The organism is Mesorhizobium sp. M7D.F.Ca.US.004.01.2.1 (assembly GCF_003997785.1).
Lineage (GTDB): Bacteria > Pseudomonadota > Alphaproteobacteria > Rhizobiales > Rhizobiaceae > Mesorhizobium > Mesorhizobium loti.
The window spans coordinates 1-12,731 of the sequence record NZ_RZRQ01000172.1 but is presented as its reverse complement, the minus strand read 5'-3'; the positions used below and the strand labels follow the sequence as shown (position 1 = coordinate 12,731).

The window sequence follows — 12,731 nt, the reverse complement described above, 5'->3', positions numbered from 1 at the left end:
AGGCCGACGCGAATGGCAGCCTCGGCGGCGGCGCGGATCTCGTCGGGAGCCGACATCGTCTCGATCCAGGCGACTTCGGCGCCGCCTTCCTTGAGGCCCTCGATCTGCTCGGCGAAGGCATCGACCGCCTCGTCATAGGTCATGGCGCCAAGCGGCACCAGCAATTCGCCGGTCGGGCCGACCGAGCCGGCGACGATCACCTTGCGGCCGGCTCTGTCGGCGACAGCGCGTGCGAGCTCGGCGGCGCGCTTGTTCAGCGCATGCACGCGATCCTGCGCAAGGTGAAGCTTCAAGCGGTGACGGGTGCCGCCGAACGAGTTGGTGAGGATGATGTCGGCGCCGGCATCGACGAAATTCTGGTGCAGGCTGGTGATGGTGTCGGGCGCCGTTTCGTTCAGCAGCTCGGGTGCCTCGCCGGCCTCCAGACCCATGGCGAACAAATTGGTGCCGGTGGCACCATCGGCCAGCAGCACGCCCTTTTCAGCCAGCAGCGCATCGATCGGGTTGGTGGTCGTCATCGGATTGGCTTTCATGTTTCGAAGTCGAATAAGGATATAAAGAAGTCTTTATGTGTAGTCAATGATTTTGCAGCGATGCCGGCACCAGGATCGGAGGCCGGTCCTCACTGTGTCGAGGTGATCTCGACATGGATTTCGGTGCAGATCCCGCCATTGGTTGGATAATAGTCAACCGAGCAGGCGGTGACCACCAGCAGGAGATTCTGCTCGGTGCGCAACGTCACATAGCCGCCCGGCGGGTTGATCGACGCGGAGACCGATGCGGCGCGGGTCTGGCATGACCTGTCCTTCAAAAAATGGAAATGCCGTGGCCGGGACTAATTTAGTTCGCGAGCTTGGCGCGAAGTGCTTCGGCATATAGGGCCACAGCACCTTTGTGGTGCCGCCGCAGGAAGGCGGATTGGTCGAGCCGCCAGAGCCGCTCGATTTCGCCGGCGAACGCCGGATTGGTGCAGGTGCCATAGCCAGCGCCGGGATAGACGACGATCTCGCCGGCGTAGAGACAATGATCGGTGACCAGGAAGTCGACGCGGATGTAGTCGAGGTTGCCGGCGATGGCAGGGGCGATCGACACCGCCTGGCGGACATAGCTGAGAAGCCGCGCCTTGACGGGCACGGCCTGATCCTCGCGGGGATAGTCCGGATCGCGCCCGGGCAATGGATTGGCTTCCCGATCCAAAAGCAGCGAACGCCGCGCGGCCTTATCCTCGACCCAGGCATGCGTGACCACGCCGCCGCAAACATGCACCTTGATGTCGGTTGCGATCCTTGTGCCGGACAGCGCCAGCCGCTCTTCCACGAAAACGGTGCGAACGACAGGCCAATAGGCCCATTCGCCATCGCGGCGGCCATAACGTTTTCTCAGCCAGTGCCTCACCTTGGCGATGATGTGGCCGCGATTGGGGTCGCCGCCGGCAACGAATATGTTCATCGCGCAGCCGTGGTTTGTCTTGACGATGACATCGCCGGCCAGCAGATCGAGAGGAATGTCGGCAGGGTCGCGCCCTGACCAGAGCGTCCGTGGCAAGGCAAGTTCGGGGCAGGCTCTGCTTATATGAGCCTTGGCAGCAAGCTTGTCGGTCAGTGTTACGAACAGTGGATTGCGGTCGAGGATTTTTCGCCAGAGCAACATTTCATGGTATGTTTCGGGCGCGGCCGGATTGGGCAGATAGCCGAGTTTTTTCACGAACCGCACTGTAAGCGCGGGATGGCGAACGGTCAGCAACAAGCGTGCAACCGACAGAATAATGCGTCCTGTCCAGGAAAAATTGGCCTTGGCCGTCATCAGGGATACCCGGCCGTTGTTGGCTGAGTCCGATCCGGGCAGATCGCCGGTCAGATATATCCCATTCCGTATCGCGATTTGTTGTTTTCGTAAAAGGTTTTGCAGGCGTCGCGGCGTTGGATTTGCGTGAATTGTCGATCCAGTCCGCGATCGCGGCTCGAGGATCGGAGAAGGCCAGCCTCGGAACAAGAAGCCAAGGCCGGTCTTCTCGTTGGCAGTCTGGTGTGCTTAGTAGGTCTTCTTCATCGTCTTCTTCACGTGGTGATGATGATGATGGTGGTGATGGCGGACGTGGTGGTGATGACGATGATGATGACGATGATGCTTGGCCATCGGAGCCGCATCCGCGCTCGTTGCGCCGATCACCGGCACCGTGAAAGCCAGTGCAACTGCAAGCCCGAGGGCTGAGAGGAGGGACTTCTTCATGGATCGTTTCCTTTTCTTTCGCGGGCGTCTATGAATCGGGGCGATAGCCCGACCGCCGCGAATGGGATTACGCTCCCGATTTTTTTCGTCAGTATTTCCCGATTGTAGAATTTTGTTTCTGGACTGTTTCTGGGGAATCCGGGCGGCGACTTGGCCGCCCTGTTCGACTACATCGGCGGAACGACACCATTGTTTCCGACCACGACGCGACTGCTGCTCAGCGTGCCGCCGCTGTCCCGCTGAGCGGTAACGAAGACCGTAGCGCCCGGCTTGAGATCGGTCGGTGCGGCCGGCGCGAAGGTGACGACTGGCGTGTTGTCGGGGATCGAAATCTTCTTTGTCTGGCCATTGTCATAGGTCAGCGTGACCGCTCGACCGCTTACATCGGTGACGTCGGCGACGGTGCCGTTGGTCATCCGGCTGTTTGGCTGCAGGTCCCAGGGACGGTCACCTTCGCCGGTGCCTTTCAGCGCGGCCGGGAAAACCACCACCTCCAGGGCACCGCTGCCGCCATCCGCTTTCGACACGGAGGCGATGCCGAGGAAATCGCCCTGCTTGATGTCCTTTACGGATGCGTTGGCGACGCCTGAGATCTTCCAGTCGGCATTGAGCTTGATTGCCGAAGTATCGCCCTGGCGGGTTTTCACGGTGAGCAGCGATGGTTCGAAACTGACCACGGTGCCGCGCACGCGCTGCGCGTCCGCCGCTTGAGCGCTGCCCACACCGGCGACGGAAAGGCTGGAGATCGTGCCGAGCACGACCATGAGTGTCTTCAAGTTCATTGCAGAGGTCCTTCCGGAAACGAGCTGGCTGGAACCGGATGGTTTTCACGCCAGCGACTTGGGGATAACGAACGAGCGGGGCGAAACTGCCGGGCAAAAGGTCAATCGAGCATTCAAAACAACTTGATCGCGACGTGTACCCGATCCCGCGGTTCACGATCCCGTGACGGTCCGTTTGGCTCTTGGCAAATCGCTGCCGAGCGGGCATCTTCCCGATCGTCTCAGGCAACACTCCTCATTTGATCAAACTCTTTCAGTCATGGAGTTGCCAATGCCCCATAATGCAAAAAGCGAAGCCCTCTCCGAACCGGCAACCAACGGGAGCGGGCCAGATTACAGCACCCTCAGAGCGATGCGGGAGGCCCGCGGCTACAGCGTGGAAAAGCTGTCCCTGACATGCGGACTGTCGGTCGATGAGATTGAGGATATCGAGAACGGGAGGATAACGGATCCGTCGAAGCTGCGTCGTATTGTGTCCGCGCTTCGACTTTCCCAGGAGGCTCTGATCAGCCCTGTGCCGACACCGGCGGCGCAAGGTCGATCCCTGGCATAGATCCGCGCCAAGCATTCTAGAGCTAGAGAAACCCGCCAAGGCCCCTTGGCGGGTTTCCTCGTACCTGCCGCAGCGTTCCGCTTCAGCCTGGCGCTTGCCGATTTGTATGTCGCACGTCCTTATACGCGCGGCGGCCTTGGCTGCCGGACCGCAATCCGCCGTCCTTCACGGTTTTGAACCATGGGTTTTCGACATGAGCCTGGACTCCGTTCGTGCCTTCTTCGCCGCCCACGCACCCGACATCGATGTCATCGTGACCGAGGCGAGCTCGGCTACGGTGGCATTGGCGGCTGAGGCGCATGGCGTGCTGCCGGCGCAGATCGCCAAGACGATCTGCCTGCGCGTCGGCGACCGCACCATGCTGGTGGTGACCAGCGGCATCGCCAGGCTGGACAACCGCAAGTTCAAGGACCAGTTCGGCGGCAAGCCGCGCATGCTCGACGCCGCCGAGGTTGTCGAAGCGACCAGCCACCCGGTCGGCGGCGTCTGCCCGTTCGGCCTGCCGGCGCCGCTGCCGGTTTATTGCGACGTATCGCTGCGCGAATTCGAAGAGGTGGTGCCAGCGGCAGGCGCCACCAATGCAGCGGTGCGGATTGCGCCGCAGGGGATGGTTGAGCTTATCGGCGCTGAGTGGGTTGATGTTTGCCAGGGGTAGATCAAGAACACACCGCAGCGAGCATCACAGGCCCGGTTTCAGTCGCGCCCATGACCTACCCCCGGCATTATTGGGTCTTTATAGTCCTATCATTTTGCAAAATATCCAGGACTTTGTCACCAGAATTTGATGGAGGTGACGCTGGTGTTGTTACTATCACCTGTTTGCCATCTTTATTGACGATCTCAACCTTCTGCGGCGGCTTTGGAGTGTTGTCAAACAGCGATATGTCCAGCGTGTTTGTCAGCGTCTGATGGCCAGTGAATCCCACCTCCCCATTGGCGCTCACAAGGGTGAACCCGGGCTTGAAGCTTCCATCGTAGTCGATGCCAAATTCGATCGTGTGGCCGAACTCCCCGGGTTTCAGGTGATTGCTCACCGCAGACCTCAACCAGTCGCCAAGGCCCAAATCTCCATGAAAGGGTTTCAACCCTTTCATATCCGCACACCACCCACCCGTTGCTTCGTCCTGGGTCACGGTTCCCTTCAAGACGGTGGTCTCGAATTTGCGATCAAGAAGTGAGAAGCCCGCCCCAAGGTTTATTTTATGCGTGTTGTATGGAACTCCCCATTGCAATGTGTTGATTCCGGCTCCGTACTTGCGTTCGATTTTCAAGGTAATAATATAGGAGGCAGCATAAGGTTTTAGCGCGCTATTCGCTCCTGACGCACTGCGCAGCGCGGCAGAAATTTGACAGTGGACGGCGTCCTTAACACTCGCGGGCGTGACACCTTGGACAGCGACTTGATTTGTCCCGCAACCAGATACTGCAAGAATAGCTATTAAATTCCAGTAGCGCATTTAATCCCCCGATCCCCAAAAAGAATCAGGTTGCGCGCGTCAAATGTACAAATCAATCGCAGAAGTTTATCTGTTTTTTTACTGAAATAACGTTATCTTATTGTTTGTATTAATTTTTAGGCGCGCCTGACGGGAATTCGCGGGCTGTGAATATCGGGGAAAACTCCCACGATATCAGTACCCACGGCCATATCCGAGAATGGAAGGGACACGGTGCGTCGTAAAAACTGGGGATTGCAAGGATTATTGGTCGGAGTGGCCGGATTCGAACCGACGACCCCTTGACCCCCAGTCAAGTGCGCTACCGGGCTGCGCTACACTCCGGACCGGTCGCGATGTATCGTGATAACCCCGTGCGGGTCAACCGAATTCCGCGACTTTTATCCCGCTGCGATTGCGGGTGCTGATGAGCGCTGCAAGGCAGGCCGCAAGAGCAGCTGGTGGCGGTATTCCAGCGCGATGGCGCCCCAGATCAGGCCGAGCAGCAGGTAGACATGGCGCCAATGGTCGATGTCGATGAAGGTGCCGAGCCCGATATTGCCGATGAAGGCGACATAGGCGCACAGGAGATAGGGCTGCCATGGCCGGTCGCGCAGCAGGATGCGGAATCCGGCTGCCATCGTCCAGGCGACGAGCGTGAGGAACGACACGAAGCCGAGCCAGCCATAGTCCATCAGCATCTTCAGCCAGATGTCGTGGGTGTCTTCGCCGAAGATCGTGCCGAAGACCAGCGGGCCGATGCCGAACGGATGCTCCATCGCCATCTGGAAGCCGATGCCGTAGCGGGCGAAGCGGCCGAGGCGGGCGGTGTCGTAGCTCTGCTCGAGATGGGCGCGGTTGGAAAACATCTCCGACACGCCGGGCAGCTGCAGGATGACGATCATGGCGACGACCAGCAGCGCCAGCGCGGCGATCGTCATCACCACCACGCGCAGCCGGAACATGCCGCTGGCGCTTTGCAGGAACAGGCAGCCGGTGAGCAGGACTGCCGAGACGGCGAACATGCCCCAGGCGCCGCGCGAGAACGAGAAGAAGATACCGGCGGTGATGATCAGCAGCGGCACTGCCAAAAGCGGCATGCGCGTGACCGGTCCGGTCAAAAGCAGATAGAGCAGATAGATGCCGGGCAGCACCAGGAACGGTCCGAACACGTTCGGGTCCTGGAAGGCGCCGGCGGCACGGTCGTATTTGGTGAACATTTCGGCGCCCGGAAAGGCGTGGAAATAGCCTGCAATGCCAAGCAGCGAGGTCGCCACGGCGGAAACCACGTAGGCAATGAAGATCAGTCGGTAGAGGCTCGGCTGTACAGCGGTGATCGATGCGAAGAACACCGCGCTGAAGGCAAGAAACAGCGATACGGCGAGATAGAGCGGCGTGTTGGCGAGGTCCGCCATCTGCGTCATGGAGATCATGCCGCCAATGTTCATCGTCACCAGCAGGACCAGGAGCGGCGTGGCCGCGCGGGAAATCCTCAAGCCGAAAAGCGCCCAGATGGCGATCAGCCCAGCCATGTAGAGTTCATAGGGCGCCGGCTCGCTGATGACGAAGCCGGACAGCAGAATGCCGAGGAAGACCGCGCCCGAGGAAATCAGCGCGGTCAGCTTGGCGTTGACCGCCGCGCGCGGCAAATCATGGCTGATCGCGCTCAATAGGCGTTTTCCGTGTTGAGCAGCCGGATCGGCGTCAGGAACAGGATCCGCAAGTCGAACAGCAGCGACCAGTTCTCGATGTAGTAGAGATCATATTCCGTCCGCATGCGGATCTTCTCGTTGGTGTCCATCTCGCCGCGCCAGCCATTGATCTGCGCCCAGCCGGTGACGCCGGGCTTGACCTTGTGGCGCGCGAAATAGCCGTCGACCACTTCATTGTAGAGCAAATTGTGCGACTGCGCGGCGATGGCATGCGGGCGTGGACCGACCAACGACAGCGAACCCAAGAGCGAGTTGAAGAACTGCGGCAGCTCGTCGATCGAGGTCTTGCGGATGAAGCGGCCGACGCGGGTGACGCGCGGGTCGTTCTTGGTCACCGTCTGCTTGGCGGTCGGGTCGGCCTTGTCCGTATACATCGAGCGGAACTTGTAGACCTCGATGATCTCGTTGTTGAAACCGTGCCGCTTCTGGTGGAACAGCACCGGCCCCTTGCTGTCGAGCTTGATGGCGATCGCGGTCGCCAGCATCACCGGCGAGAACACCACGATGCCGATCAGGCTGAAGACGATGTCGAAGGCGCGCTTGGCAACCGAATCCCAGTCGTTGATCGGCTTGTCGAAGATGTCGAGCATCGGCACCGCGCCGATGTAGGAATAGGCGCGCGGGCGAAACTGCAGCGCGTTGGAATGCGCCGACAGCCGGATGTCGACCGGCAGCACCCACAGTTTCTTCAGCAACTGCAGCACGCGCGATTCGGCGGTCAGCGGCAGCGATACGATCAGCATGTCAATGCGGGCGATGCGGGCGAATTCGATCAGTTCCGAAATGGTGCCGAGCTTGGGATAGCCAGCGACGATGGGCGGCGAGCGCTTGTCGCCGCGATCGTCGAAGATGCCGCAGATGCGGATATCGTTGTAGGGCTGTTTTTCGACTGAGCGGATCAGGACTTCCGCCGCCTTGCCGCCGCCGACGATCACGGCGCGCCGCTCCATGCGGCCATCACGCGACCAGGCCCGGATCAGCTTCGACATCACCAGCCTGAGGCCGAAGATGAGAACGAAGCCGATGACGAACCAGGTGCCGAACAAAAGGCGCGAATAGTCTTCCGACATCTTCGTGGCGAACGCGGTCAACGCCATCAGCGCGAAGGCGCCAGCCCAGGCCAGCAGGATGCGGCTGAAATTGGCGATGGGCCGCATCAGGGCGACGATCTGGTAGCAGTCGGTGACGTCGAGCAGCACCACGGCAAGGAACGACGCGGCCGCGATCGTCAGCGGATATTGCCAGGCGAGATAGTTGAAGAACCCGACATAATGGAAATAGACGCCGAGCCCGGACAGCAGCAACAACCCGAATTCGACCATGCGCAGGACGCCACTGACCATGATCGGCGACATGGTATCGCGCCTGTACTGCGAAGCGACCTGGCGGGCGACATCGTTCATGCCGCCAGGCGTGTCGCCATCGGCCGGGCCGTCGAATTTACGCACCGCCTCTGGTGAAAAGCGGCGCGCGGGGTCGATCTCGTTCATGGGGCTTTCCGCAAGCTTCCCTTCGGTGAATAGCAAAAGAGAGCTAAGAAACCCTTGAAACAACCCGTGGCTTTGAAACGGCTTGGCCTTTGCGTCTATTTGCCGAGCGCGGCGAAGTAGGCCTTCTCGATGTCGGCGGCCATCACATCGGCGCCGAAGCGCGCCTTGAGGTCGGCGCCATCGGGCATCAGGTCGTGATAGGCGGCGGGGTCGGCCAGCGCCTGGCTCATCTTGTCGGCAAGCTCGACCGGGTCGGGCTGGATCAGGGCAGGGGAACCGGTGCCGAATATTTCTGGAATGCCGCCGACCGCGGTTGCGATCATCGGCTTTCCCGCGGCAAGCGTTTCCAGCACGATATAGGGCATGGCCTCGGCGCGCGAGGGAACGATGACGAGCGCCGCCAGCGCAAAAGCCTCCCTGGCCGGCATCGGCGGCAGGAAGCGGACATGGCGCTCAATCCCGAGGCGTTTCACTTGCGCGTGGTAACGCGGCAGGTCGTCTCCGTCGCCGACCATCACCGCGGTCAGCGCGCGGCCGAACTGGGGGCCGGCGAGGGCCAGTGCATCGATGAAGATGTCCGGTCCCTTCAGGTCGCGCATCATGCCGATATAGAGCAGATCGGCCGCGTCGGGCTCCGTGACCACCGGTTCGAATTCGGTGGCGCGCAGGCCGTTATAGACCAGGGCGTTGGGAATGGGCGGCTCGCCGACCTTCCTGCGATATGTTCGCCGTTCATAGTCGGAGACAAACAGCAGGTAGTCGGTGAAGCGGGCCATGAAGCGCTCGAGCGCGAAGAATAGCTTTCCGGTGGTCGTGTTCTCGTCATAGTGGAGAGAGCCACCATGCGGTGAATAAAGGCGGGCTACGCGAGACCTTGATACCCGCAACAATGAGCCGAACAGACGGGCATAAGCGCCACCCTTGGCGCCGTGCCCGTGCAACACGTCCGGCCGCAATTCCTTGATGATCCTGTAAGTGCGCCAGGCCGAGGCAAGGTCGCCCGGGCCGACATGGCGCTGCATCGGCGTGCGATGGATGCCGAGCGCCAGCATGTCCTGCATCTGCTCGAACAGATGTTCCTCGAACTCGCCGCCGGTGGTCGAATCGCAGACGATACCGACGGAATGCCCGGCCGCGACCTGCGCCTCGGTCAGATCGCGCACATGCCGGAAAATTCCTCCGACGGGTGAACGAAAGCAATGGACGATCCTGAGTGTGTCCGCCACTTGGTATCTGTCAGAACAGACGTTCGCGGACGTAGACGGTATCGCCGGGCAGCAGCGGGTCAGAGGTGACCACGCGGCCTGTCATCACCTTGCCGTTGATGTCGCGGGTGATGTCGACGCTTTCCTGATTGGCGCGCGGCGAGAAACCGCCGGCAATGGCGATTGCCTTCTGCACTGTCAGGCCGGGGACGTAAGAGTATTGCCCCGCGGCTCCGACTTCGCCCATGACGAAGATCGGCCGGTAGCGGTCGATCTCGACCGAGACGTCGGGATCGCGCAGGTAGCCTTGCCGCAATTTGTCGGCGATTGCCTTTTCCATCTGCTGCGCGGTGTGGCCGCGCGCTGGTATGGCGCCGACAAGCGGGAAGGAGAGGTAGCCCGACTGGTCGACGCTGTAGGTGTTGGTCAGCCCGTCCTGCTCGAACACGGTGACGCGGACGCGGTCGCCGGCGCCAAGACGATAGGGCTGATCGAGTACCTCATGAAAGGCCGCCGGCGTCGGCCGGTAACTGGAACAGCCAGCAAGCATCGATACGGCAAGCAGAGCGCGAAACAGGGAAGCAGTGCTTTTCATGACCGGACAGGTACCTTCGACTGGCCGCTGCAGCGTCGCAGCAAACATCAGGGATCGAGGCCCGTTATCATCCTGTTAGGGTTAATGGCCGGTAAAGGGAGCGGCCGACACGCGGCGCATCGACAAGAGTTTTACGATTTTTGGCGGTTTTGTTTATCCCCCGCCAGTAAACCCTAACAGGAACTTACCGCGATCTTAACGGCTGAGTTACCATAGTTGTTTACGGTGCGTGCTGACCCAGTATCGGAGTAGGGATGCATGTCCGTTCAGTCCGCGGCCGCAGATGTCGACGTCGATCTCAGGCAGCTCTTCGCCAGCCTAGCGAGGAACTGGCTGCGCATAGTTGTCGTCGTCCTGGTGGTGACGGGGCTGGCGTTCGCCTTCGCTTCGCTGGCGACTCGGCACTATAAGGCCGAGACGCAGGTGGAGATCGCTCCGCGTGAATCCGTCTATACGCGGCCGGCCAGCAACAACAACGACACCGACAAGCCAATTCTCGACGAGCAAGGCGTCGCCACCCAGGTCCAGATAATTTCCTCCAACGAAATCCTCAAGCAGGTCGCGCAAAAGCTTGGTCTGGAAAAGCTGCCCGAGTTCGACGAAGCGCTCGATATGTCGCCGTTGAGCCGTGCTCTGGTTCTAGTTGGCCTGAAAAGCGACCCGATGGAAATTCCGACGGAAGAGCGCGTCCTCAAGAAAATGCACGAGAAGCTCAACGTCTATGGCGTCGAGAAGACCCGCATCATTGCTATCGAGTTCTCATCGGAAGATCCCAAGCTGGCGGCCGCCATACCGGACGCCATTGCCGCCGCCTATATAGCGGGGCAAGGGGCGGCCAAGCTGGAATCGAACAACGCTGCCGCCGACTTTCTGGCGCCGGAGATCGCCGATCTGCAGCAGCAGGTCAAAACCGCCGAGGCGAAAGTCGCCGCCTACCGCTCACAGTCCGATCTTCTGATGGGTGGCAACAATTCGGTGCTGGCCACCCAGCAGCTTTCGGAGCTGTCGAGCGAACTGTCGAAAGTGCGCGCCAATCGCGCCGCGGCCGAAGCGACAGCCGACGGTGTGCGCAGGGCGCTGCAGAATGGCGGTTCGCTGGATGCCGTGCCAGAGGTTTTGTCATCGGATCTGATCCAGCGCTTGCGCGAGCGCCAGGTCGAATTGCGCTCCAACATCGCCGATCTGTCGACGACGCTGCTTGGCAATCATCCGCGTATTCGCGCGCTGAAATCGCAACTGGCCGATCTCGACGCACAGATCCGTAGCGAGGCCCAGAAGATCATGAAAGGCCTGTTGATGCAGGCCGAGACGGCAAAGGCCCGCGAGAACCAGCTTGTCGCAGACGTCAACACGTTGAAGGCGGCTTCGGCGCAGGCCGGTGAGCAGCAGGTCGATCTCGACGCGCTGCAGCGCGACGCGACTGCCAAACGGCAGCAACTCGAACTGTATCTGACCAACTACCGCGAAGCGGCTTCGCGCCAGGATCGCAACTATCTGCCGGTCGACGCCCGGATCGCCTCAAAAGCGTCGGTTCCCTCCGAGGCCTATTTCCCGAAGGTCGGGCCGATCGTTGGCGCCGCTTTCGCCGCATCGCTGCTGATCATGGCTATCGTGACGCTGCTGCGGGAGCTGTTTTCAGGCCGCGCGATGCGGCCGGCGACCGGTTCCCGCTTCGAGCGGATCGACGAGGTCGCGATGCCACATGTCGCGCAGGCACCTGATAAGGTCGCAATGCCGGCTGTCCGCGCGGAACCCGCGATCCCTCAGGATTCTGTCGTTCGTCAGGAAATGGGGGACCGTCTGGCTGAAGCGGAGGCCGAGCTCCACACGGCCACGATGCCCTACAGGGCCGAGGCGACTGATAGGGGTGCGATGCCCGATGCGGCGACCACCGAGCAGACGGTTGCCGAGCCCGAACCGGTGCGTTCCACCCTGGGCGAGATCGACATCGAGAAGGCTGCCGAAAAGCTGATCGCCAGCGGTGCGGCGCGCGCCATATTCGTCTCGCCGGAGGGCGACGAGGCGGCGGCATCGGCGATCCTGGTGGCCCGCGAGGTCGCGGACGCCGGCCTGCGCGTGCTGTTGCTGGACCTGACCGCTTCGGGGGCGGCCTCGCGGCCGATGCTGGACAGCGGGCTTTTCCCCGGCATCACCAATCTGCTCGCTTCGGAAGCGCAGTTCAGCGACGTCATCCACGCCGATCTCTATTCGGACTGTCACGTCATTCCGGTCGGCACCGCCGATCCGGTCCGCGCCATGCGCGCCGCCGACCGGCTGCCGATCATCATGCAGTCGCTGACAACGGCCTATGATCTGGTCGTGGTCGAATGCGGACCGGCCGACGCGCAAGGCATCAGCCGTCTGGCCGGCGATGCCACCGAGGTCTTTCTCTCCATGCTGGAGCCGGACGACGAGGTGACGCAGGCCGCGGTCAGGCTGATCGAGAATGGTTATCCCGACCTGACGCTGGTGACGCCGCTCGGCCACGAACCGCCCGGCAATCCGGTGCCGGGACGGCGCACAGCCGCCGCCTGAGAGAGCCGCGGATCGCTTGGCGGAGGCCTGTTCGGGCGGCGTCTGATCTCTATCCCAGTTCCAGGGTCGTTACGCCGAACAGCCGCTGCGGCCCAAGCTTCGGAGCCGGGCCCTTGTACATGCGGGTGGTGGCGAAGGTCGGCGCAAAGCCGCCCGACTCGAGTGCGGCTATGAAACCGATATTATCGGCGGGG

At 61.3% G+C, this 12,731-nt stretch carries 13 protein-coding genes and 1 tRNA gene; 3 read left to right on the top strand and 11 right to left on the bottom strand.

The features are described 5' to 3' along the window. From EN993_RS21640 to EN993_RS21620, 5 genes are all read right to left on the bottom strand, one after another. On the bottom strand, nucleotides 1-518 hold a 518-nt coding region (locus EN993_RS21640), incomplete at its 3' end, for a homocysteine S-methyltransferase family protein (protein ID WP_206532399.1). Between the two features lie 104 nt (nucleotides 519-622). Next, the gene (locus tag EN993_RS21635; protein ID WP_206438732.1) at nucleotides 623-811 is read right to left on the bottom strand and encodes a hypothetical protein; all 189 of its coding nucleotides are present in this window, start codon (nucleotides 809-811) and stop codon (nucleotides 623-625) included. 29 nt (nucleotides 812-840) lie between these two features. Next, a complete protein-coding gene (locus EN993_RS21630) occupies nucleotides 841-1,803 on the bottom strand; it encodes an ATP-grasp fold amidoligase family protein (RefSeq protein WP_127264775.1) in 963 nt (320 codons plus the stop codon). 228 nt (nucleotides 1,804-2,031) lie between these two features. Further along, on the bottom strand, nucleotides 2,032-2,229 hold the full coding sequence (locus EN993_RS21625; protein ID WP_126069386.1) for a hypothetical protein: 198 nt from the start codon (nucleotides 2,227-2,229) through the stop codon (nucleotides 2,032-2,034). Between the two features lie 167 nt (nucleotides 2,230-2,396). Then, nucleotides 2,397-3,011, bottom strand: coding sequence for a hypothetical protein (locus EN993_RS21620; protein ID WP_127264774.1), 615 nt, complete (start codon nucleotides 3,009-3,011; stop codon nucleotides 2,397-2,399). A 271-nt stretch (nucleotides 3,012-3,282) separates the two neighbouring features. Here EN993_RS21620 and EN993_RS21615 point away from each other — a divergent pair, with 271 nt between their 5' ends. After that, a complete protein-coding gene (locus EN993_RS21615) occupies nucleotides 3,283-3,564 on the top strand; it encodes a helix-turn-helix transcriptional regulator (protein WP_126069384.1) in 282 nt (93 codons plus the stop codon). Nucleotides 3,565-3,757: 193 nt separating this feature from the next. Beyond that, nucleotides 3,758-4,219 (top strand): YbaK/EbsC family protein, encoded by a 462-nt coding sequence (locus EN993_RS21610; protein WP_127264773.1) that lies wholly within the window; start codon nucleotides 3,758-3,760, stop codon nucleotides 4,217-4,219. A gap of 67 nt (nucleotides 4,220-4,286) precedes the next feature. Here the strand turns inward: EN993_RS21610 and EN993_RS21605 are convergent, their stop codons facing one another. The 6 genes from EN993_RS21605 to EN993_RS21580 form a co-directional block, all read right to left on the bottom strand. Next, a complete protein-coding gene (locus EN993_RS21605; protein WP_127264772.1) occupies nucleotides 4,287-5,021 on the bottom strand; it encodes a hypothetical protein in 735 nt (244 codons plus the stop codon). 247 nt (nucleotides 5,022-5,268) lie between these two features. Beyond that, nucleotides 5,269-5,345, bottom strand: a tRNA-Pro gene (locus EN993_RS21600). Between the two features lie 56 nt (nucleotides 5,346-5,401). After that, the gene (locus tag EN993_RS21595; RefSeq protein WP_109669441.1) at nucleotides 5,402-6,670 is read right to left on the bottom strand and encodes an O-antigen ligase family protein; all 1,269 of its coding nucleotides are present in this window, start codon (nucleotides 6,668-6,670) and stop codon (nucleotides 5,402-5,404) included. Beyond that, a complete protein-coding gene (locus EN993_RS21590; RefSeq protein WP_127264771.1) occupies nucleotides 6,667-8,202 on the bottom strand; it encodes an undecaprenyl-phosphate glucose phosphotransferase in 1,536 nt (511 codons plus the stop codon). Before EN993_RS21590 ends, EN993_RS21595 begins: the two co-directional genes overlap by 4 nt. A 95-nt stretch (nucleotides 8,203-8,297) precedes the next feature. Continuing rightward, nucleotides 8,298-9,428: a glycosyltransferase family 4 protein gene (locus tag EN993_RS21585; RefSeq protein WP_127264770.1), complete on the bottom strand. Its 1,131-nt coding sequence runs from the start codon at nucleotides 9,426-9,428 to the stop codon at nucleotides 8,298-8,300. A gap of 10 nt (nucleotides 9,429-9,438) precedes the next feature. Next, nucleotides 9,439-10,002, bottom strand: coding sequence for a polysaccharide biosynthesis/export family protein (locus EN993_RS21580; RefSeq protein ID WP_109669803.1), 564 nt, complete (start codon nucleotides 10,000-10,002; stop codon nucleotides 9,439-9,441). A 258-nt stretch (nucleotides 10,003-10,260) separates the two neighbouring features. Between EN993_RS21580 and EN993_RS21575 the strand changes: the two genes are divergently transcribed. Further along, nucleotides 10,261-12,537, top strand: coding sequence for an exopolysaccharide transport family protein (locus EN993_RS21575; protein WP_127264769.1), 2,277 nt, complete (start codon nucleotides 10,261-10,263; stop codon nucleotides 12,535-12,537). Nucleotides 12,538-12,731 lie beyond the last annotated feature (194 nt).